Origin of the sequence: Streptomyces sp. NPDC001903, assembly GCF_042891345.1 — a bacterium.
Lineage (GTDB): Bacteria > Actinomycetota > Actinomycetes > Streptomycetales > Streptomycetaceae > Streptomyces.
In genome coordinates, this window is record NZ_JBIASZ010000010.1 from 152,064 (window position 1) to 173,106 (window position 21,043).

Sequence of the window (21,043 nt, forward strand, 5' to 3'; positions counted from 1 at the left end):
GCACAAAGTCTTACCAACGGGTAACACCGCATCGACGCGGCCCCTAGGCTCTCTGTAACGAGAGTCCGGCGGGCCGCGTAAATGTTTCATCACCGTTTGACCGACCGGTCATGCCCTGGTAACACCAGTCAGTGACGATTGCTCCACGCACCGCGCACACCGGCGCACACCACCGCCATGCGCCCGCCGTGCGCTCCGGACCGTCCCCGAACCGCCCAGCACCGTGAAAGGGATCGACATCATGCAGGCCGCGCCCGTACGCGCCATTGCCATTCCGTCGTTCACCGACGCCTTCCGGGGCTTCGAGTCGCTGCTCATGAGCGGCGCCCGCCGCAACGCATGGAGCGCGGTCCTCGAGGACCGCCGCAGAGCCAAGGACCGGGTCGAAACCGAGCACGTACTCGAGGCCGCGGCGACCCGGACCCCGCAGGCCACGTAAACTTCGCTGTATGGCGAGGAAGTCAAACGCAGAGACTGCTGCGAACCCCGGGCGACTGAAGCAGATCGCCCTGACGTACAAGATGACGCGCAAGGCCGACCCGAAGGTCGGTCTGATCGTCGCGGGCGTGGGAATCGTCACCTTCGGTGTCTTTCTTGCGATCGGCTTCCTGATCGACCACCCGGTCTACCTGGGCATCCTGGGCTTCCTGGTGGCGTTCCTCGCGATGGCGATCGTCTTCGGACGGCGCGCTGAGCGGGCTGCCTTCGGGCAGATGGAGGGACAGCCGGGCGCGGCCGCGGCCGTACTGGACAACGTGGGACGGGGCTGGACGACCACCCCGGCCGTCGCGATGAACCGGAGCCAGGACATCGTCCACCGGGCCGTGGGCAAGGCCGGCGTCGTACTGATCGCCGAGGGCAACGCGAACCGCGTCAAGCCGATGCTCGCCGCCGAGAAGAAGAAGCTGGCCCGGATCATGCCGGACATCCCGGTGCACGACTTCATCGTGGGCACCGGCGAGGGCGAGATCCCGCTTAAGAAGCTCCGTACGACGCTTCTCAAGCTGCCGCGCGTACTGGCCGGTCCGCAGATCACGCAGGTCAACGACAAGCTGCGGGCCATGGGCGATCTCATGAGCAACATGCCGCTGCCGAAGGGCCCGATGCCCAAGGGCATGCGGATGCCGCGCGGCGGAAAGATGCGCTGACCCGCTTTTCGTATACGAGACAGGGGCGCCCCCGAGCCGGTCGGCTCGGGGGCGCCCCTGTCTCGCGCTCTCGCGTCCTGTGCGTCCTGTGCTCCTGTCGGCCCCTAGATGCGGACCTGCACGGCGCGGGCGAGGCGGTCGTGCAGGCCGCGCCCGTCCCGGTCCCAGACCAGCGCCGGGATGACCAGGGCGAGCAGGACCGTACGCAGCACGACCCGGCCGAAGCCGAGGCGGCCGCCGTCCTCCGCGACCACGCGCAGGCCCACCAGGCGCTTGCCGGGGGTGAAGCCCACGGTGCCGACGGTGAGGATGCTCAGCACCACGAAGAGGGCCAGCGTCCAGTTGCCGGTGGCGGTCGCGTTGCCGTGCGTGATCAGCCCGAACGCGATCACCTGGCAGCCGATCCAGTCGATGGCGAGCCCGCCGAGGCGGCGGCCGAAGCGCGCCACCGAGCCCGGCCCCTCCTGGGGCAGGCCGAGGCGCTGGCCCCGGTAGCCGAAGTCGACGCCCATGTCCTCGGCGGCCGCGCGGGGGCCGGAGAGCCAGGATCCGATTGCCTGTCTGTTGTCCACCCGACCACGGTACCGGTGGTGTCCGACGGCGTTCCGACGGGACCCTGGTTAACTTGAGCGAAACAAATGGGTCATGCTTGAGAAATCCCGCCTGCTTATGGTCTGGTCAGCGTGCGGCACCGCACTGACGCACCACGAGCTATAAAGCCCGCCCTGCCCCGGGGCCGGGAGTAGGAGGAGTTGGATGTTCCAGAACGCCGACGAAGTGAAGCAGTACATCGAGGAGAACGACGTCAAGTTCGTCGACGTCCGCTTCTGCGACCTGCCTGGTGTGATGCAGCACTTCACCATCCCGGCTCGGGCATTCGACCCGGCGGAGGAGCTCGCCTTCGACGGCTCCTCGATCCGCGGCTTCCAGGCGATCCACGAGTCCGACATGGCGCTGCGCGCCGACATCACCACCGCGCGCCTGGACCCGTTCCGCAAGGACAAGACGCTCAACATCAACTTCTTCATCCACGACCCGATCACGGGTGAGGCCTACAGCCGCGACCCGCGCAACATCGCGAAGAAGGCCGAGGCGTACCTCGCCTCCACCGGCATCGCCGACACCGCGTACTTCGGCCCCGAGGCCGAGTTCTACGTGTTCGACAGCGTGCGCTTCGCGACCTCCGCGAACGAGGGCTTCTACCACATCGACTCCGAGGCCGGCGCCTGGAACACCGGTTCCGAGGAGAACAACCGCGGCTACAAGGTCCGCTACAAGGGCGGCTACTTCCCGGTGGCCCCGGTCGACCACTTCGCCGACCTGCGCGCCGAGATCTCCCTCGAGCTGGACGCCCAGGGCCTCCAGGTCGAGCGCCAGCACCACGAGGTCGGCACCGGCGGCCAGGCCGAGATCAACTACAAGTTCAACACGCTGCTGGCCGCGGCCGACGACCTGATGCTCTTCAAGTACATCGTGAAGAACGTCGCCTGGCGCAACGGCAAGACCGCGACCTTCATGCCGAAGCCGATCTTCGGTGACAACGGTTCGGGCATGCACGTCCACCAGTCCCTGTGGGCCGGCGGCGAGCCGCTGTTCTACGACGAGGCCGGCTACGCGGGCCTGTCGGACACCGCCCGCTACTACATCGGCGGCATCCTCAAGCACGCCCCGTCGCTGCTCGCCTTCACCAACCCGACGGTGAACTCGTACCACCGCCTGGTCCCGGGCTTCGAGGCGCCGGTCAACATGGTGTACTCGCAGCGCAACCGCTCCGCCGCGATGCGCATCCCGATCACGGGCTCGAACCCGAAGGCCAAGCGCGTCGAGTTCCGCGCCCCGGACCCGTCCTCGAACCCGTACCTGGCGTTCGCGGCGCTCCTGCTGGCCGGCCTCGACGGCGTAAAGAACAAGATCGAGCCGATGGAGCCGATCGACAAGGACCTCTACGAGCTCTCGCCCGACGAGCACGCGAGCGTCCCGCAGGTCCCGACCAGCCTCGAGGACGTCCTCAAGGCCCTGGAGGCCGACCACGAGTACCTCCTGGCCGGCGGCGTCTTCACCCCGGACCTGATCGAGACCTGGATCGACTACAAGCGCACGCACGAGATCGCCCCGATCGCCCTGCGCCCGCACCCGCACGAGTTCGAGATGTACTTCGACATCTAAGAAGCAGCACATGGGTCAGCCGTCGGCCGTGTTCCCGCCCTATTGGCGAGACGCGGCCGACGGCCGTTTTCGCGGACGTCAGACGGCGGGCTCGGCAACGCGCCACGTGATCTGGAATCGTTCGGCCAGCGGCAGTCCGACTCGGCCGACGGGCCGAATCTCCTTGATCAGGTACCCGAACACCATGTGGTGTGCCTCTTCCGACACCTCGTCCCAGGTGTCCGGGGTCACGGTCATGACCTCGCGCGTCAAGGCCATGTCCGACTCGGCCCGCAGCATCTCGGCCCGTTCCTCGCGGCTCATCGTCTCGTCGGTGCGCATGGCACGGATCGAGTCCTGCAAGAGGTTGGGCTCGGCGCGCAGCCGCTCAAGGATCTTCCAGCAGCCGTACCGGAACACTTCGTACGCCTCGACCGTCTCGAAGCCGGGATCCTGATAGCCGTACGGCGCACCGGACTCCGCTCCCACGTAGTCACCCTTCAGCGTGCGCAGCAAGGCGCGCAGTGCAAATTCCGCACCGAACTCTTCGATGAGCCGTACGCCCGCGCGGACCCACTCGTCCTCCGCCATCAGGGGTTCGTGCGGAATCGCCAGCGAGGGGTGGATCTCGATGGCGTTGAAGGGATTGAGCACGATTCCGGCGACCTGTTCGGGTGTCCACCGGCCGTCCTCGCCGCCCCACCCGCTCTGGGTTAATTCCCGGGCCGATTTCAGCCTGCCCTTCTCACCGTCCCGTACCGCACGCCACAGTGGCAGGAACCGGGCCACCTCGGACTGCGGGTCACGGGGCGGGCTGCACCGCTCGGCCAGTACCGCGACGATCGAGTGCACCGTCTCCCAGCGCGGAACGCGCAGTCCTTTCAGGGCCGTACGCACGCCCTCATGGCTGACGGGCGTCGGCAGATCCACTTCCCGCTCGGCTATGAGTGCGCTCACGCGGCGCGGGCTGGGCCACCCGGCCGCCCGGTGCAGCTCTTCGAGGGCCTGGACCAGTTCTCCGTGGCCGGCGGTTGCCGGGAGCGGTGAAGCAGCGGTCACTGTCTGAGGACCTTCCTTCCTGGACGCAGTGTCAGATTCTGCCAACATGCTAGGAGTCGCAGGCCAGGGGCGTGTCAGCTTTCGCCAAGTTGTCCGCCTGGGCTGTCAGACGGTGACATGCGGTCAGAGGCGCCAAGGAGCATGGGAGAAGACGCCGAGGGAGTCGGCGCGTTCTTTCGGAGGAGTTGGCCGCACATGCACATCCCTGGCTACGCTCATGCCACGATCCGGGCCGCACTACCCGCCATGCCCACCGCGCGCCACGTGGGCTGCTTGGACTGCTGCCTCTGCAACGAGCCCTTCGACGGCCGCCTGCCAGTCCCGCTGGGCCCGACGGAGACCTCCGGACTGTTCGCTTGCCGTCCCTGCCTGACCCGCTTCGTCGCGACGGCCCGACGCCTGCGCGACAGCGCGCTCGCCCAGCATGCCGAGCAGGCCCGGGAGGAGGCGGTCGAATGGGCCGAGGTACGTGGGCGACACCTGGCCGCTCTGGAGCGAGTGAGCGAGGCGGCCGAAGCCGTGACCCGGCTCGCCTCCGAAGCGGTTCTCGAACCCTTGAAGATCGCCTGGCTGCTGGTGTCGCTGGAGTCGGCACACTCCTGGGTCACGGGGGATGCTCCCGAGCCGCCGGCGTCGGCGGATCGTGAGGACGAGGAGCTGAAAGACACCGGCTTCCGGCTCTCCCTTGAGATGATCTCGGCGCGGGAGGCGGTGGCGGACCGGCTGGTGTACCACCTGATCAATGAGTCGACGCCCGTCGAGCCCGAGACGTGCGAGGAGTTCGAATGCCCGGCCGACTGCTCCGGCCGTCACGACATCTCGGAGATCGACTGCGGGCCGGACGACATCTTCGACTCCTTGGCTCGGGAGGGAGTCGTCCTGGAGTTGCCTGCTCCGGATCCTTCGCACCGCTGGCCCCGCACTCCGAAGCCGGGAACCTCTGCGGATCCTGCCAGCCAGGGCATGATCGAGAAGTGCGTCGAGATGCTGACGCACATAGGCATCGATGCGGATGACTCGGACGTCATCATCAGTGCCGCAGCCGTCGGGCTCGTCAACGACGCGTGGCGCGAAGGGCCGCTGGACCTGATCCACGCGGCCGACGGGGGTCCGAGCGACGGAGAGGTCTTCGCGCAGAGCGTTGATCTCTACCGCAGAGCCCGAGAAGCGCTCATCAACGCCCGGGAAGACGGCCCTGAAGCCTTGCTCGCGTTTCAAGCCGTCGCCTCGGATGTGGATCTGCCCTGGGCCGGGGGTTCGCACTTCACGCTGCGGTCGAGCGGTGAGACGACACAGGACTTCGTCCAGCACCTGGACGATCGGGTCTGGTACACCTCGACGGTCATGCGGGAGCAGGGGTGGCGGGCGGGGATTCTGCACAGAGCCGCGTCGGCGGCGCTCCTTGCGCCCTCTCATTTCGGGATGCCCGAATGGGACGGCTTCGTCACCTCGGCGATCGCGCACCTGGCCAGGCTGGATCGATCGGATGCCCCGGCGGCACTGGCCGACCTCGATGCGGTGGAAGCCGGACTGCGCGAGGCCCCCGACCGGCTGGGCGCGGAAGCCTTGGACTGGCTTTCCAGCCGGGTCCTGTTCGGTTAAGGCAGGGTGGAGACCACACGATGAAGTGGGATGACATCACCCTGTTTCTCCTCGCCCTGTTCGGCTGCGTGATGTTGCTGCTGGCGCAAGTGAGTGAGGTGCTGTCGAAGCTACCGCAGATCATTCGCGCCTGGCGTGCGGTGCGGCACGAACTGAACAGGGGGTCCGAATCCGGTGGTCGACACCCCGAATCGGGTTCCACCGACCCGGAAATGCCCGGCCGCGGCCCGGGTTAGGAATCGCTCCGCTGAGATGCGGCCCTTGCAGGATGGCCGTGAAGGAGGGGCATTCCGCTCGTCAGTTCGCGCAGGCAGCGGACCGCGAGTTCGGCCGGGGAGCCGGGGCCGGAGACGGGGGCTTCCGTCGTCGACCAGAGTTCCAGGGCGATGCGGATGGCGTCCGTCGCCGCCGCCGCGAGGAGGCGTACGCCCAGGGGGTCGGCGTCCTCGCCGGCGAGCCGGGCGATCACCGGGACCAGGCGTTCCTCGGAGTCCTGGTTCACGCGGTACCAGACCGCGCGCAGGGCCTCGTCGGTCGCCGCCGCGCGCAGCAGGCCGCGGGTGACCTCCAGGCCTTCCTCGACGGCCTGGAGGTCGGTGAGGGAGCGGGTCACCGCGCGTTCCAGGGCCTCGTCGAGCGGGGTGCCGGGGTCCTCCTCGGCGAGCAGCGCGCGCCACGCGTCGCCGCCGCCCGCCAGCAGCGGGCCGACGGCCTCCTGCTTGTTGCGGAAGTAGCGGTAGAACGTGCGCAGGGCCACACCGGCGCGGTGTGCGATGTCCTCGGCGGTGGTGCCGTCGGGGCCGTGTTCGGCGAAGAGTTCGCAGGCCGCGCGGGCGATGTCGAGCTGGGTGGCGGCCTTGCGGCGCTCGGTCAGCGACTGGGCTCCGGGGCCGGCCAGGGGAGAGTACGGACGTGGGGATCTCACCAGGGAAGAGTACTCCGTGGACCGAACAGCGATTGCATTCTTTGTCACTCTGGCAATACGTGTCATCGCACCGGTACGCTCGCGCCATGAACCGTTACGAAGGACGTCGCGTCCTGATCACCGGCGGCGGCTCCGGCATCGGCCGGGCCACCGTCCACCGCATCCTCGCCGAGGGCGGCCGTGTCCACACCGTGGACGTCAACGAGGAGGGGCTCGGGGGCACCGCGGCGCAGGCCGCCGCCGACGGCCACGGCGACCGCCTCACCACCGCGGTCCTCGACATATCCGACGAGGCCGCCGTCCAGAGCGGTGTGGCCGCCGCGGTCGGCGCGCTCGGCGGGCTCGACGTGCTGGTCAACGCGGCCGGCATCCTGCGCTCCGCGCACACCCACCAGACCACGCTCGACTTCTGGAACAAGGTCATCGCGGTCAACCTCACCGGCACCTTCCTGGTGATCCGCGAATCGCTCCCGGCGCTGCTGGAGGGCGACCAGCCGGTCGTCGTGAACTTCAGCTCCACCTCGGCGTCCTTCGCCCACCCCTACATGTCCGCGTACGCGGCCAGCAAGGGCGGCATCCAGTCCATGACCCACGCCCTGGCCGCCGAGTACAGCAAGCAGGGCCTGCGCTTCGTCGCCGTCGCGCCCGGCTCCATCGAGAGCGGCATGACCACGGGCAACGGCCCGGGCCTGCCCGAGGACACCGACTGGAGCCTGTTCACCAAGCTGGCCCCGGCCCTCGGCCAGGGCTTCGCCGGCCCGCAGACGGTCGCCGGGGTCGTCGCCATGCTGGGCTCGGAGGACGGCGCCTTCATCACCGGTACGGAGATCCGCATCGACGGCGGGACGCACTTCTAGGGGCCGGACACCCCCTAGGGGGCGTCTTGCCGATCAGGCCGGGCTCTGATCGACAAGACACCCCCTAGGAGCGGAAACGGTCCCAGAGCCGGGGGAAGCGCTCCGCGAGCACGGCTTCGTTCTCGAAGTCCAGCGCAGTGCCCTCCGGCTCGGCCGCCTGCAGCGCGATGCCCAGATCCGGCGCCACCGCCCCCGTCAGCTGCTCGTACGCCTCGTCGGCCGCGTACCCCAGTTCCTCGCCGTCCCCGTCGATCTCCTCGTCGAACTCGTCCAGGAGTTCCGCGAGCGCGTCCGGATCGTGCACCCCGCCCTCGAACACCTCCCGCCCCTGACCGATCAGCCAGCAGCGGAAGTAGTCGAACGCGTCGTCGCTCGCCCCGTCGAGCAGCACCCACGCGGCGCCCCACAGGTCCCACGTGTACGCCCGGTTGTACCGGGACTCGAAGTGCCGGGCGAAGTCCAGTACGGAGTCCGGATCGAGCTGCGCCAGCCGCTCCACGAGCAGCTCGGCGTGCTCCTCGGGGTCGCCCTCGGCGGCCTCGCGGGTACGGTCGACGATCTCCCAGAACTCCGTCTCGTCCATCACCGCTCCAGCATCACGGGTGCGCCCCCTCGCCGCCACCGCTCATACGGCCAAAGGCCGGTGTCCGACCCCCGTTCGCGGGGGGTCGGACACCGGCCTCTGCCGTGCGGTGTGCGTCGTGCGGTGCGCGGGCCCTACAGGCCGTAGCGCTCGCGCGCCTCCTTGATGGCGGACGCCGGCACCTCGCCGCGGCGGGCGAGCTGGGCCAGCGCGGCCACGACGATCGACTGCGGGTCGACGCCGAAGTGGCGGCGGGCGCCCTCGCGGGTGTCGGACAGACCGAAGCCGTCCGTACCGAGCGAGGTCCAGTCCTGCTCCACCCACTGGCTGATCTGGTCCGGAACCTGGCGCATCCAGTCGGAGACGGCCAGCACCGGGCTCGTGACGCCTTCCAGCGCGCGCGTGACGTACGGGGTGCGCACCTCGCCGCGCAGCAGCGCCTCGTCGCACTCCAGCGCGTCGCGGCGCAGCTCGCCCCAGGAGGTGGCGGACCAGACGTCGGCGGCCACGTTCCAGTCGGCGGCGAGCAGCTTCTGCGCCTCCAGCACCCAGTGGATCGCCGTACCCGAGGCCATCAGCTGGATCTTCGGGGCGTCGGCGGCCGGGGCGGACTCCAGCGAGGAGGCCTCGTTGAAGCGGTAGAGGCCGCGCAGGATGCCCTCTTCCACGCCCTCCGGCATGGCCGGCTGCACCTTCGGCTCGTTGTAGACCGTCAGGTAGTAGAAGACGTCTTCCGGCTTCTCGCCGTACATGCGGCGCAGACCGTCCTTGACGATCACCGCGATCTCGTACGCGAACGCCGGGTCGTAGTTGAGCGACGCCGGGTTCGTGGACGCGATCAGGTGCGAGTGGCCGTCCGCGTGCTGCAGGCCCTCACCGGTCAGGGTGGTGCGACCGGCGGTGGCGCCGACGATGAAGCCCTTGCCGAGCTGGTCGGCGAGCTGCCACATCTGGTCGGCGGTGCGCTGCCAGCCGAACATCGAGTAGAAGATGTAGAACGGGATCATCGGCTCGCCGTGCGTCGCGTACGACGTGCAGGCGGCGATGAAGTCGGCCATGGCGCCGGCCTCGGTGATCCCCTCGTTGAGGATCTGGCCGTCCTTGGCTTCCTTGTAGTACATGAGCTGGTCGCGGTCGACCGGCTCGTACGTCTGACCCAGCGGCGAGTAGATGCCGGCCGACGGGAAGAGCGACTCCATGCCGAAGGTGCGGGCCTCGTCGGGGACGATCGGCACCCAGCGCTTGCCGGTCTCCTTGTCCCGCATCAGGTCCTTGACGAGCCGGACGAAGGCCATGGTGGTGGCCATCTCCTGCTTGCCCGAGCCCTTGATGAGCGGGGCGAAGGAGCGGTCGGCCGGAGCCGGCAGGGCCACGTGGTGCACCTTGCGGGCCGGGGCCGGGCCGCCGAGGGCCGCGCGGCGCTCGTTGAGGTACCGGACCTCCGGGCTGTCGGCGCCCGGGTGGCCGTACGGGACGACGCCGTCGGCGAAGGCGCTGTCCGGGATCGGGAGCCCGAGCAGGTCGCGCATGCCCTTGAACTCGTCGATCGTCAGCTTCTTCATCTGGTGGTTCGCGTTCTTCGACTCGAACCCGGCGCCCAGCGTGTAGCCCTTGACGGTCTGCGCGAGGATGACCGTCGGCGCGCCCTTGTGCTCCAGGGCGGCCTTGTACGCGGCGTAGACCTTGCGGGGCTCGTGGCCGCCGCGGGAGCTGTGGAAGCACTCGGCGATCTTCGCGTCGGACAGCACGCCGGCCAGCTGCACGAGCTCGGCGTTGGCGCCGAAGAAGTGCTGGCGGATGTAGGCCACGTCGCGGGTCGCGTACGTCTGGAACTGCGCGTCGGGTACCTCGCGCAGGCGGCGTACGAGTGCGCCCGTGGTGTCCAGCCGGAACAGCTCGTCCCAGGCGGAGCCCCACAGCGACTTGATGACGTTCCAGCCGGCGCCGCGGAACTGGGCCTCCAGCTCCTGGACCACGCGGAAGTTGGCGCGGACCGGACCGTCGAGGCGCTGCAGGTTGCAGTTGATGACGAAGGTCAGGTTGTCGAGCCGCTCGCGGGAGGCGAGGGCCAGGGCGGCGGTCGACTCGGGCTCGTCCATCTCGCCGTCGCCCAGGAAGGCCCAGACGTGCGAGTTGGCGGTGTCCTTGATGTTCCGGTTCTGCAGGTAGCGGTTGAAGCGCGCCTGGTAGATCGCGGAGAGCGGGCCGAGGCCCATGGAGACCGTCGGGAACTCCCACAGCCACGGCAGGCGCCGCGGGTGCGGGTAGGACGGCAGGCCGTTGCCGCCGGACTCCTGGCGGAAGTTGTCGAGCTGCTGCTCGGAGATGCGCCCGTCGAGGAAGGCGCGGGCGTAGATGCCGGGGGAGGCGTGGCCCTGGATGTAGAGCTGGTCGCCCGATCCGTCGGCCTCCTTCCCGCGGAAGAAGTGCTGGAAGCCGGTCTCGTAGAGCCAGGCCGCCGAGGCGAAGGTGGCGATGTGGCCGCCGACGCCGTACTTGGAGCCGCGGGTCACCATGGCGGCCGCGTTCCAGCGGTTCCATGCGGTGATCTTGGCTTCCATCTCCTCGTCACCCGGGAACTCGGGCTCGGCGGAGGTGGGGATGGTGTTGACGTAGTCCGTCTCCAGCAGCTTCGGCAGGGCGAGGCCGGCGGCCTCGGCGTGCTGGAGGGTGCGGCGGAGCAGGTATTCGGCGCGGCGCGTACCGGCGGCCTTGGCGACGGCGTCCAGGGAGGCCGCCCATTCGGCGGTCTCCTCGGTGTCGCGGTCCGGGAGCTGGTCGAGCTCGCTCGGAAGCTTTCCTACGGGGTCGGACATCGGTGTGCGCCGCCTTCCGGACAAAGGAGAGGTGGTGAAAAATCCCTGACGGGCAGGACAGGGTCGATGGGCCCGGTTGGGGTCCGTCGACGACTGTAAATCGCTGATCGATGATCGATCAAACGAATGTGACGTTGAATTGGCCATCCGGCCAAAAGTAGGCACCCGGTGCCATGAACTCAGGCACCCGGTGCCGGGCAAATCGGGTCAGACCGCCCCGTCAGGCGCGGGGTGCGCACCCCAGGACATGGCGCTTCACGAGCACGCCGATGTCCGGATCCTGGCTGCGGAAGGCCTCCACGAGGGCCGCGTGCTCCTCCGCGTACGACTTCTGGACGGTGCCCAGCCAGCGGATCGACAGGGCCGTGAAGACCTCGATGCCCAGGCTCTCCCAGGTGTGCAGCAGCACGCTGTTCCCGGCCGCCCGCACCAGCTCCCGGTGGAAGCCGACGGTGTGCCGCACCTGCGCGGTGCCGTCCTCGGTCCGGTCGGCCTCCCACAGCGCCGCCACGTGCGGCTCCAGCGCCGAGCAGTCCGCCGCCAGCCGCGGCGCGGCCAGCTCGGCCGCGATCTGCTCCAGGCCGGCCCGGACCGGGTAGATCTCCTCCAGGTCGGCCGCCGACAGGTTCCGTACGCGCACGCCCTTGTTCGGCGCCGACTCGATCAGCCGCAGCGTCTCCAGCTCGCGCAGGGCCTCGCGCACGGGCGTCTGGCTGACCTCCAGCTCGACCGCGATCCGGCGCTCCACGATCCGCTCGCCGGGCTTCCAGCGCCCGCTGACGATCCCCTCCACGATGTGCTCGCGGATCTGCTCGCGCAGCGAGTGCACGACGGGTGGGGTGATCATCGGGGCTTCATCTCCTGAGGGGGCGTGCATCGCTTCGATGCGTAGACAATACGGCGGAGTCGGCCGCGCGGACGCGTTCCTGGTCAGGGCCGTTGGGTGAGGCTGGTTACAAGGCGCTGCGCCGGATCAGGCTCAGGGCCGTGACCGGACCCACCGACAGCCGGTACGCGCCCGGTTCGGGCGGCGGGAACACGACGCCGTAGCGGCCGCCGCCCAGGCTCCGCAGGGCGCGGGCCGCCGGCCGGCCGCCGTCGGCCGGGCGCAGCTCCGCCATGAGCAGCCGCGCGTCGTCGGGGGCCGTGACCGTGACCTCGTACGGGACCCCGGCGGGCAGTACATGCGGCGCCTGCACCCCCAGCCGGCCGGCCGGGTCCGCCGCGGTCGCGTCCTCGGGGGGCAGGGGCTCGTCGCCCAGGAGGCCGCGCAGGACCTCCCGTACGGCCCGGTTGTTCTGGAGCGAGCCGTGCTGCTCGTACGGGGTCCACCACGCGTAGGGGGTCCCCGGCTCCGCGACCGCGCCGGCCCCGCCCAGCCGGGGGACCGTGCCGTCGCCGTCGGCGGCCGCCAGGAGGGTCAGGCGGTCCCCGGCGTACCGCGCGGTCGCCGCCGTGGACTGGCCCGTGCCGGCGATCGCGTACAGATCGGCCCGCGGCGGGGCGCCGCGCAGGTCGGCGTGGAAGAGGGCCGCGTCCGCGAGCAGCGCCTCGTCCACGCCCGGCAGCCCCGGCAGGTCACCGGGGCGCGCGAGCCCGTCCGGGCCCTCCATACAGGGGTAGTCGGGGGCCAGCTGGTGCAGCGAGGGCAGGCTGCGGGCGAACGCGCCGAGCTCGGGGTCCCGGTGCCCGCCGCCCTCCACCAGGTCGGCCAGGGCCCGTACGGAGCCCCGGTGCGGGGTGCCCAGGGTGACCACGCGCCGGGTGATCCCGTCCCCGCCGAGGCGCTCCACGTAGTGCCGGGCCACCAGCCCGCCCATCCCGTGGCAGAGGAAGACCACCCGGGCCTCGCCGCGCTCGGGGGCCGAGGCCCGCCAGCGCTCCAGCTCCAGGTCGATCCGCCCCTTGAGCCGTTCCGCGTTGTAGCGGCAGGACAGCCGCCAGTCGTACGGGAACGTGAGGAGGTTGTCCGATACGGACAGGGTGAAATGGCGCTCCAGCCAGCGCAGCAGGTCGGTGTAGCCGTCCACCGGGTGCCAGATGCCCGGCAGGGCGTGCAGATCGGGCATCAGGCCCACGGGGACGACCCCGTCGCCCGGGTCGCCGTCGCCGATGTCCTTCGGGAGGCGCAGGGAGCCCGCGGAGCCGCCGAAGGCCCGCAGGCCGCGTAACAGGGCCGGGCCGGACAGGTCCCAGACCGCTCTGCCGTCCGCGTCCGCGAGCCGGCTGCCCAGGATCCCCGGCAGTACCACGACGAGATCCGTCACCTGTGCCCGTGCCATACGCAGCCCCCCGAGATGTCACACATGGACCCACCAGGGTATGACGACGGCGCCCCCGCCCGAAGTGGTTCCGGGCGGGGGCGCCGTGCGAGTCGCGGGCCTCGGGGCGTGGGCCTCAGAGGCCGAGCTCGACCTCGAACTCGCCGGCCTCGAGGATCGCCTTGACGGCCGAGAGGTACCGGGCCGCGTCCGCGCCGTCCACCAGGCGGTGGTCGTAGGACAGGGTCAGGTACGTCATGTCGCGGACGCCGATGACGGTGCCCTCGGGGGTCTCGATGACCATCGGACGCTTGACCGTGGCACCGATGCCCAGGATGGCGACCTGGTTCGGGGGCACGATCACGGTGTCGAACAGCGCACCGCGCGAGCCGGTGTTGCTGATGGTGAAGGTCGCGCCCGACAGCTCGTCCGGCGTGATCTTGTTGCCGCGGACCTTGGCGGCCAGGTCGGCGGTGGCCTTGGAGATGCCCGCCAGGTTGAGGTCACCGGCACCCTTGATGACCGGGGTCATCAGGCCCTTCTCGGAGTCCACGGCGATGCCGATGTTCTCCGAGTCGAAGTAGGTGATGGTGCCCTCGTCGTCGTTGATCCGGGCGTTGACGACCGCGTGGGCCTTCAGCGCCTGGGCGGCGGCCTTGACGAAGAACGGCATCGGCGAGAGCTTGACGCCCTCGCGGGCCAGGAAGGAGCCCTTGGCCTGCTCGCGCAGCTTCATGATCTTGGTGATGTCCACCTCGACCACGGAGCTGAGCTGAGCCTGCGAGTGCAGGGCCTTCATCATGTTGTCGCCGATGACCTTGCGCATGCGGGTCATCTTGACGGTCTGACCGCGCAGCTCCGAGACCGCGGCGGCAGCCGGGGCCTTGGCGGCCGGGGCGGCGGCCGGAGCCGGGGCGGCAGCGGCGGCCTTGGCGGCCTCGGCGGCGGCCAGGACGTCCTGCTTGCGGATACGGCCACCGACGCCGGTGCCCGAGACCGAGGCCAGGTTGACGCCGGACTCCGAGGCGAGCTTGCGCACCAGCGGGGTCACGTACGCGCCCTCGTCACCGGCGGAGACCGCGGCGGCGGGAGCGGCCGGGGCGGCCACCGGAGCCGGGGCGACCGGAGCCGGAGCGGCCACGGGGGCCGGGGCGGCGACCGGAGCCGGAGCGGCGACCGGCGCGGCAGCGGCCGGGGCGGCCACGACCGGAGCCGGGGCGGCGACCGGAGCGGCGGCGACCGGGGCCGGAGCGGCGACCGGGGCAGCGGCGACCGGAGCCGGGGCGGCGGCCGGAGCGGCACCGGCGGCGCCGATGACGGCCAGGACGGTGCCGACCTCGGCGGTCTCGTCCTCGTTGATCCGGATCTCCAGCAGGGTGCCGGCGACCGGCGCGGGGATCTCGGTGTCGACCTTGTCCGTGGAGACCTCGAGCAGCGGCTCGTCGGCCTCGACGGACTCGCCGACCTGCTTCAGCCAGCGGGTGACGGTGCCCTCGGTGACGCTCTCGCCCAGGGCGGGGAGAACGACGTCCGTGCCGGAGGCGGCGGGTGCAACGGCGGCCGGAGCCTCGGCGACCGGGGCCGGGGCCGCGGGGGCCTCGGCGACCGGAGCCGGAGCGGCGGCCGGAACCTCGGCGACGACCGTCTCGGCCTCGGCGGGGGCCGGGGCGCCGGAGCCGTCGTCGATGACGGCCAGCTCGGCGCCGACCTCGACCGTCTCGTCCTCGGCGACCTTGATGGAGGCCAGGATGCCGGAGACGGGCGACGGGATCTCGGTGTCGACCTTGTCGGTCGAGACCTCGAGCAGCGGCTCGTCGGCCTCGACGCGCTCGCCCTCGGCCTTCAGCCAGCGGGTGACAGTTCCCTCGGTGACGCTCTCGCCGAGCGCCGGAAGGGTTACGGAAACCGACATGGTTTCAGTTGCTCCTTACGAAAGTGCGGAAGTGGTCGTCGCGCCCGTGACTGTGGATTAGTCGTGGGAGTGAAGCGGCTTGCCGGCCAGGGCCAGGTGGGCCTCGCCGAGCGCTTCGTTCTGGGTCGGGTGCGCGTGGATGAGCTGCGCGACCTCGGCCGGCAGAGCCTCCCAGTTGTAGATCAGCTGGGCCTCGCCGACCTGCTCGCCCATCCGGTCACCGACCATGTGGACGCCGACCACGGCACCGTCCTTGACCTGGACGAGCTTGATCTCGCCCGCGGTCTTCAGGATCTTGCTCTTGCCGTTGCCCGCCAGGTTGTACTTCAGAGCCACGACCTTGTCCGCGCCGTAGATCTCCTTGGCCTTGGCCTCGGTGATGCCGACCGAGGCGACCTCGGGGTGGCAGTACGTGACGCGCGGAACACCGTCGTAGTCGATCGGGACGGTCTTCAGACCGGCCAGACGCTCCGCGACCAGGATGCCCTCGGCGAAGCCGACGTGCGCGAGCTGCAGGGTCGGGACGAGGTCGCCGACCGCCGAGATCGTCGGCACGTTGGTCTGCATGTACTCGTCGACCAGGACGTAGCCGCGGTCCATCGCGACGCCCTGCTCCTCGTAGCCCAGGCCCTGGGAGACCGGGCCGCGGCCGACGGCGACCAGCAGCACCTCGGCCTCGAAGGTCTTGCCGTCCGCGAGGGTGACCCGTACGCCGTTCTCGGTGTACTCGGCCTTGTCGAAGAAGGTGCCCAGGTTGAACTTGATGCCGCGCTTGCGGAACGCGCGCTCCAGCAGCTTCGAGCTGTTCTCGTCCTCGACCGGGACGAGGTGCTTGAGGCCCTCGATCACGGTGATGTCGGAGCCGAAGGACTTCCACGCCGAGGCGAACTCGACGCCGATGACGCCGCCGCCCAGGACGATCGCCGACTCGGGGACGCGGTCCAGGACCAGCGCGTGGTCCGAGGAGATGATGCGGTTGCCGTCGATCTGCAGGCCCGGCAGCGACTTCGGCACGGAGCCGGTCGCCAGCAGGACGTGGCGGCCCTGGATGCGCTGGCCGTTCACGTCGACGGAGGTCGGCGAGGAAAGGCGGCCCTCACCCTCGATGTACGTCACCTTGCGGGAGGCGACCAGGCCCTGCAGGCCCTTGTACAGGCCCGAGATGACCTCGTCCTTGTACTTCTGCACACCCGCGATGTCGATGCCCTCGAAGGTGGCCTTCACGCCGAACTGGGCGGCTTCGCGCGCCTGGTCCGCGATCTCGCCCGCGTGGAGCAGTGCCTTCGTCGGGATGCAGCCGTTGTGCAGGCAGGTGCCGCCGAGCTTGTTCTTCTCGATCAGGGCAACGTCCAGACCCAGCTGGGATGCGCGCAGAGCCGCGGCGTAACCGCCACTGCCACCGCCGAGGATCACTAGGTCGAAAACGGTGCTGGCGTCGTTCGCCACGTCACGTCCTCCATGCATGTGCGCCGGGCACCGGTCCTCTGTGACCGGGCGGCGGCTGGTAATCGGCCGCTAGTTGTTCGGCCCTGTGGTGGGGGCCCTGTCCTGCCGAGAACCCATCTTCGCATTTGTCGGGGGAACGCGGGACGCCGGGCCCATGATGTGGCAGGTCGTTCTGCCCGAAGTAGGGGTTACCAGTGCGTAGAAACCTACGGATTTCGTTGTCAGTGAACATGCCTCAAGCCTTGATCGAGTGCTCGACCAAGGCTTGAGGCATGTCACACAGGGCGCTGCGGGGCCCGCGGGGGGCGGGTCAGCCCAGGTCGCCGGTGGCCGTGCGCTCGGCCAGCCGCACCAGGGTGCGCACGGCGGAGCCGGTGCCGCCCTTGGGGGTGTAGCCGTACGGGGCGCCCTCGTGGAAGGCCGGGCCCGCGATGTCGAGGTGGGCCCAGGTGATGCCCTCGCCGACGAACTCCTGGAGGAAGAGGCCGGCCACCAGGCCGCCGCCCATCCGGACACCCATGTTCGCGATGTCGGCGGTGGGGGAGTCCATGGTCTTGCGCAGGTCCTCGGGGAGCGGCATCGGCCAGGAGGCCTCGCCGACCTCCTCCGCGATCTCGTGGATCGCGGTGCGGAAGGCGTCGTCGTTGGCCATGATCCCGAAGGTGCGGTCGCCCAGGGCCAGCACCATGGCGCCGGTCAGGGTGGCGACGTCGACGATCGCGTCGGGGTTCTCCTCGGAGGCCTTGGTCAGCGCGTCGCCCAGGACCAGGCGGCCCTCGGCGTCCGTGTTCAGGACCTCGACGGTCTTGCCGCTGTACATGCGCAGCACGTCGCCGGGCTTGGTGGCGGAGCCGGAGGGCATGTTCTCGGCGAGCGCGAGCCAGCCGGTGACGTTGACCTGGAGGCCCAGCTTGGCGGCGGCGATGACGGCGGCGAAGACGGCGGCAGCGCCGGACATGTCGCACTTCATCGTCTCGTTGTGGCCGGCCGGCTTGAGGGAGATGCCGCCCGAGTCGTAGGTGATGCCCTTGCCGACGAACGCGAGGGTCTTCTCCGCCTTGGCGTGGGTGTAGGAGAGCTTCACCAGGCGCGGCGGGTTCTCGGAACCCTTGCCGACGCCCATGATGCCGCCGTAGCCGCCCTTGACCAGCGCCTTCTCGTCGAGGACCTGGACCTTGACGCCGTTCTCCTTGGCGGTCGCGGAGGCGACCGCGGCGAAGGCCTCGGGGGTGAGGTCGTTCGGCGGGGTGTTGATCAGGTCGCGGGCGACGTTGACCTCGGTGGCCACGACGGTCGCGCGCTCGGCGGCCGCCTTGTGTTCCTTGTCGCGCGGCTTGGCGCCGAGCAGGGCCACCTCGGCGAGCGGCTGCTTCGGGCCGCCGTTCTTGCCGGAGGCCTTCTTCTCGCCGCCCTGGTAGGCGGTGAAGGCGTACGCGCCCAGCAGCGCGCCCTCGGCGACGGCGGTGACGGCGGAGGCGTCGTCCAGGGGGAGGGCGAAGGCGGCCTTCTTGGAGCCGTGCAGCGCGCGGGCGGCGGCGCCGGCGGCGCGGCGCAGGGCCTCCTCGTCGTACGACTCGTCCTTCTCGGGGACGGGGCCGAGCCCGACCGCCAGCACGACCGGGACCTTCAGGCCGTCCGGCGCCGGCAGCTTGGTGGTCTCGCCTTCGGCGCCCGAGGCGCCGAGTGCGTCGAGCACGGCGGCGAGCTTTCCGTCGTACGCCTTGTCCACGGCCTCGGCGCCCGCGGCGACGACCGGGCCCTTGGGGCCCTTCGCCACGCCGACCACGAGGGCGTCGGCGCGCAGCGTCGCCGCGCCGGCAGTGCTGAGAGTCAGAGCAGTCACGGTGGTGAAGTCTCGCTTCCGTTTGTGTTGTGGGCCGAGTGGGTGGCCGGCCATCCACAGCGATCGTATTCCGGCCCGACGCCCGCCAGAAATGAGCCTACGCGTAGCCGCTCGTCCGCACGTCACTCGAAGGTTTGGCAAGTTGTTCGATCAAGACGCCGGGAGATTCACCCATCCGTGGTTTCCGCACCAGGTTTGTCCCTTGGACCTGACGAGGTCCGAGAGACTCGACCCACTCTCGCAAGGGGACGCGGGGTCCCTTTGCATGATTTCCACAGAGCCTCCTCGGCCCGGCCGACCGCCATAGGGCCGTAGTCGAGTGATGCCTGCGGGGGGAAAGGCCGAAATGGTCAACAAGAACCGGATGAACAGGGCTGCCGCCGCAATGGGGGTGGCGGCGCTGATGTCCGTGGCACTGCCCGCCGCGACCGCACACGCGGCCGCCGTGACACCGCGCATCGACCTGAAGGTGCTCGTCGTCGACGACGGCGGCAGCTCGGTCGACGCCATCACCGCGGAGCTCCGGGACACCGGAGTGCCGTACACCCGGGTCCTCCTGGGCAGCTCCGGGCGCCCGGTGATCAACGCCGGGTTCCTCGCCGACACCGTCGACGGCCGGCCGCGCGCCAAGTACCAGGGCGTCGTGCTGCCGAACGAGAACCCCTTCGGCGAGGGCTCGGCCGAGATGGCCGCGCTCAGCGCGTACGAGACGACGTACGGCATCCGCCAGGTCGACGCGTACACCTGGGCGCACCCGGGCGTCGGCCTCGAGTACACCGACAACGGCGGCTACAGCGGCCAGCTCGACGGCACGCAGGCCGCCGTCACCACCGCCGGCAAGGCCGGCCCCTTCGGCTACCTCGGCGGGCAGGTCGCCTTCGAGGACAACTCCGCCCTGGTCCCCGAGAGCTACGGGTTCATGGGCAAGCCGCGGGCCGGCTACACCAGCTACCTCGACGCCCCCGTCGCCGGCGGACGGGCCTCCCTGGTGGGCGAGTACGCCCACGACGGGCGCAGCGAACTGGTCGTCACCTTCGGGTACAACCAGTACCAGCAGCAGTTCCGGCTGCTCGCCCGCGGCATCGTCGACTGGCTCACCCAGGGGATCCACCTCGGCCAGGAGCGCAACTACTTCGCGGTCCACGTGGACGACGTCTTCGCCCCGGACGCCCGGTGGAGCAAGGACCTCAACTGCACGCCCGGCGACTACGCCTGCCCGGGCGGCGAGGGCAAGGAGAGCACCATCCGGATGACCGCCGCCGACGCCCAGTACGCGGCGCAGTGGCAGACGAGCAAGAACTTCAAACTCGACCTCCTCTTCAACGCCGGCGCCGGCGAGGAGTGGAAGGCCGAGAACGGCGGCACCGACGCCCTCACCGCGCAGCTGGTCGCCGACCGGGCCAAGTACCGCTGGATGAACCACACGTACTCGCACCCCTTCCTCGGCTGCGTCCAGGACACCGCCGTCGTCCCGTGGACCTGTACGAAGAACGCGGCGGGCGCCATCAACTGGATGAGCCGGGCCGACATCTCCGCCCAGATCCGCGACAACAACAACTGGGCCGCCGCCAAGGGCATCACCACCGACCGCACCGAGCTCGTCACCGGCGAGCACTCCGGCCTCAAGACCCTGCCGCAGCAGGCCCAGGACAACCCCAACCTGGCGGGCGCCCTCGCCGACAACGGGGTCAAGTGGGCGGGCAGCGACAGCTCGCGCGAGCCCGCGCAGCGCGCCGTCGGCGCCGCCCTGACCGTCCCGCGCTACCCGATGAACGTGTACTACAACACGGGCACCAACGCGGAGATGGCCGACGAGTACAACTGGATCTACACCAGTCGCGCCGCCGGCGGCAGCGGGGTCTGCGAGGACAACCCCGCGACCTCCACCTGCCTCCCGGCCCCGCTCGACACCGCCACCGGCTACCTGGACTACATCGTCCCCGCCGAGGCGCGGACCGCCCTGCGCCACGTCCTGGCCAACGACCCGCGTCCGCACTACGTCCACCAGTCCAACCTCGCCGAGGACCGCACCCTCTACCCGGTGCTCAACCAGGTCCTCGACACCTACCGCACGCTCTACGCGCCCAGCGCCCCGATCGTGAACCAGAGCATGAAGGACACCGGCGTCGAGCTCAGCCGCCGGGCCGCCTGGGACAAGGCCATCGCCAACAACCAGGTCACCGCCTACCGCATCGGCAAGGACGTCACCGTCAAGGCGCCCTCCGGAGTCCTCGCCCCGGTGACCGCTCCCACCGGCACGAAGAAGCAGCTCCTGCTGGGCGCCGCCGACTTCGGCACCGCCTACGCGGGCAGCCGCTCGGCGTGGACCTCGCCCGAGCTGCTGCAGAGCGCGGTCACCCTCAAGCTGCCCAGCTGACCACTGTCCGGCCTCGACACCGGGTACCACCCAGCGCCGGCGCTCCGCACACGGGCGCCGGCCCCTTTT

General features: G+C 70.2%; 17 protein-coding genes. 7 read left to right on the forward strand and 10 right to left on the reverse strand.

Annotated features, from left to right (window positions below):
* Positions 1-241 precede the first annotated feature (241 nt).
* Together ACFYZS_RS22840 and ACFYZS_RS22845 are read left to right on the forward strand one after the other, a co-directional pair.
* The gene (locus ACFYZS_RS22840) at positions 242-439 is read left to right on the forward strand and encodes a hypothetical protein (RefSeq protein WP_030863404.1); all 198 of its coding nucleotides are present in this window, start codon (positions 242-244) and stop codon (positions 437-439) included.
* A gap of 10 nt (positions 440-449) precedes the next feature.
* Complete coding sequence (locus ACFYZS_RS22845) at positions 450-1,148, forward strand: DUF4191 domain-containing protein (protein WP_389015522.1); 699 nt, start codon at positions 450-452, stop codon at positions 1,146-1,148.
* A 104-nt stretch (positions 1,149-1,252) separates the two neighbouring features.
* On the opposite strand, the gene ACFYZS_RS22850 is transcribed toward ACFYZS_RS22845, so the two are convergent.
* Positions 1,253-1,720: an RDD family protein gene (locus ACFYZS_RS22850; protein WP_389015525.1), complete on the reverse strand. Its 468-nt coding sequence runs from the start codon at positions 1,718-1,720 to the stop codon at positions 1,253-1,255.
* Positions 1,721-1,904: 184 nt separating this feature from the next.
* Between ACFYZS_RS22850 and glnA the strand changes: the two genes are divergently transcribed.
* Positions 1,905-3,314: a type I glutamate--ammonia ligase gene (gene glnA / locus ACFYZS_RS22855; RefSeq protein WP_048477813.1), complete on the forward strand. Its 1,410-nt coding sequence runs from the start codon at positions 1,905-1,907 to the stop codon at positions 3,312-3,314.
* 78 nt (positions 3,315-3,392) lie between these two features.
* Here glnA and ACFYZS_RS22860 read toward each other — a convergent pair whose 3' ends face one another.
* The gene (locus ACFYZS_RS22860) at positions 3,393-4,352 is read right to left on the reverse strand and encodes a hypothetical protein (protein WP_389015528.1); all 960 of its coding nucleotides are present in this window, start codon (positions 4,350-4,352) and stop codon (positions 3,393-3,395) included.
* 246 nt (positions 4,353-4,598) lie between these two features.
* On the opposite strand from ACFYZS_RS22860, the gene ACFYZS_RS22865 reads away from it, so the two are divergent.
* Together ACFYZS_RS22865 and ACFYZS_RS22870 are read left to right on the forward strand one after the other, a co-directional pair.
* Positions 4,599-5,954 carry a hypothetical protein gene (locus ACFYZS_RS22865; RefSeq protein WP_389015531.1) on the forward strand — a complete coding sequence of 452 codons (1,356 nt, stop codon included), beginning with the start codon at positions 4,599-4,601 and terminating at the stop codon, positions 5,952-5,954.
* Between the two features lie 20 nt (positions 5,955-5,974).
* Positions 5,975-6,190, forward strand: a complete 216-nt coding sequence (locus ACFYZS_RS22870; protein ID WP_389015534.1) for a hypothetical protein — start codon at positions 5,975-5,977, stop codon at positions 6,188-6,190.
* Here ACFYZS_RS22870 and ACFYZS_RS22875 read toward each other — a convergent pair.
* Positions 6,187-6,882 (reverse strand): TetR family transcriptional regulator, encoded by a 696-nt coding sequence (locus ACFYZS_RS22875; RefSeq protein ID WP_389015851.1) that lies wholly within the window; start codon positions 6,880-6,882, stop codon positions 6,187-6,189. The two genes, ACFYZS_RS22870 and ACFYZS_RS22875, sit on opposite strands and share 4 nt — an antisense overlap.
* Before the next feature lie 83 nt (positions 6,883-6,965).
* On the opposite strand from ACFYZS_RS22875, the gene ACFYZS_RS22880 reads away from it, so the two are divergent.
* Complete coding sequence (locus ACFYZS_RS22880; RefSeq protein ID WP_389015537.1) at positions 6,966-7,736, forward strand: SDR family NAD(P)-dependent oxidoreductase; 771 nt, start codon at positions 6,966-6,968, stop codon at positions 7,734-7,736.
* Positions 7,737-7,800: 64 nt separating this feature from the next.
* Here ACFYZS_RS22880 and ACFYZS_RS22885 read toward each other — a convergent pair whose 3' ends face one another.
* The 7 genes from ACFYZS_RS22885 to ACFYZS_RS22915 all read right to left on the reverse strand — a co-directional run bounded on the left by ACFYZS_RS22885 (position 7,801) and on the right by ACFYZS_RS22915 (position 18,597).
* Positions 7,801-8,319 (reverse strand): DUF4240 domain-containing protein, encoded by a 519-nt coding sequence (locus ACFYZS_RS22885; RefSeq protein WP_389015540.1) that lies wholly within the window; start codon positions 8,317-8,319, stop codon positions 7,801-7,803.
* A gap of 134 nt (positions 8,320-8,453) precedes the next feature.
* On the reverse strand, positions 8,454-11,135 hold the full coding sequence (gene aceE / locus ACFYZS_RS22890) for a pyruvate dehydrogenase (acetyl-transferring), homodimeric type (protein WP_389015543.1): 2,682 nt from the start codon (positions 11,133-11,135) through the stop codon (positions 8,454-8,456).
* Between the two features lie 220 nt (positions 11,136-11,355).
* Positions 11,356-11,979, reverse strand: a complete 624-nt coding sequence (locus ACFYZS_RS22895; protein WP_030156168.1) for a GntR family transcriptional regulator — start codon at positions 11,977-11,979, stop codon at positions 11,356-11,358.
* A 109-nt stretch (positions 11,980-12,088) separates the two neighbouring features.
* On the reverse strand, positions 12,089-13,417 hold the full coding sequence (locus tag ACFYZS_RS22900) for an esterase/lipase family protein (RefSeq protein WP_389015546.1): 1,329 nt from the start codon (positions 13,415-13,417) through the stop codon (positions 12,089-12,091).
* A 115-nt stretch (positions 13,418-13,532) separates the two neighbouring features.
* Positions 13,533-15,308, reverse strand: coding sequence for a 2-oxoglutarate dehydrogenase, E2 component, dihydrolipoamide succinyltransferase (sucB, locus tag ACFYZS_RS22905; RefSeq protein ID WP_389015549.1), 1,776 nt, complete (start codon positions 15,306-15,308; stop codon positions 13,533-13,535).
* Positions 15,309-15,365: 57 nt separating this feature from the next.
* Positions 15,366-16,754, reverse strand: coding sequence for a dihydrolipoyl dehydrogenase (gene lpdA / locus ACFYZS_RS22910; protein ID WP_030863427.1), 1,389 nt, complete (start codon positions 16,752-16,754; stop codon positions 15,366-15,368).
* A 310-nt stretch (positions 16,755-17,064) separates the two neighbouring features.
* On the reverse strand, positions 17,065-18,597 hold the full coding sequence (locus ACFYZS_RS22915) for a leucyl aminopeptidase (protein ID WP_385191246.1): 1,533 nt from the start codon (positions 18,595-18,597) through the stop codon (positions 17,065-17,067).
* A 346-nt stretch (positions 18,598-18,943) separates the two neighbouring features.
* Between ACFYZS_RS22915 and ACFYZS_RS22920 the strand changes: the two genes are divergently transcribed.
* Complete coding sequence (locus ACFYZS_RS22920) at positions 18,944-20,974, forward strand: hypothetical protein (RefSeq protein ID WP_389015552.1); 2,031 nt, start codon at positions 18,944-18,946, stop codon at positions 20,972-20,974.
* Positions 20,975-21,043 lie beyond the last annotated feature (69 nt).

Coding starts and splice junctions, on each gene's coding strand:
- ACFYZS_RS22840 (WP_030863404.1), top strand. CDS start 242: ATGCAGGCCGCGCCCGTACGCGCCATTGCCATTCCGTCGTTCACCGAC.
- ACFYZS_RS22845 (WP_389015522.1), top strand. CDS start 450: ATGGCGAGGAAGTCAAACGCAGAGACTGCTGCGAACCCCGGGCGACTG.
- glnA (WP_048477813.1), top strand. CDS start 1,905: ATGTTCCAGAACGCCGACGAAGTGAAGCAGTACATCGAGGAGAACGAC.
- ACFYZS_RS22865 (WP_389015531.1), top strand. CDS start 4,599: ATGCCCACCGCGCGCCACGTGGGCTGCTTGGACTGCTGCCTCTGCAAC.
- ACFYZS_RS22870 (WP_389015534.1), top strand. CDS start 5,975: ATGAAGTGGGATGACATCACCCTGTTTCTCCTCGCCCTGTTCGGCTGC.
- ACFYZS_RS22880 (WP_389015537.1), top strand. CDS start 6,966: ATGAACCGTTACGAAGGACGTCGCGTCCTGATCACCGGCGGCGGCTCC.
- ACFYZS_RS22885 (WP_389015540.1), bottom strand. CDS start 8,319: ATGGACGAGACGGAGTTCTGGGAGATCGTCGACCGTACCCGCGAGGCC.
- aceE (WP_389015543.1), bottom strand. CDS start 11,135: ATGTCCGACCCCGTAGGAAAGCTTCCGAGCGAGCTCGACCAGCTCCCG.
- ACFYZS_RS22900 (WP_389015546.1), bottom strand. CDS start 13,417: ATGGCACGGGCACAGGTGACGGATCTCGTCGTGGTACTGCCGGGGATC.
- sucB (WP_389015549.1), bottom strand. CDS start 15,308: ATGTCGGTTTCCGTAACCCTTCCGGCGCTCGGCGAGAGCGTCACCGAG.
- ACFYZS_RS22920 (WP_389015552.1), top strand. CDS start 18,944: ATGGTCAACAAGAACCGGATGAACAGGGCTGCCGCCGCAATGGGGGTG.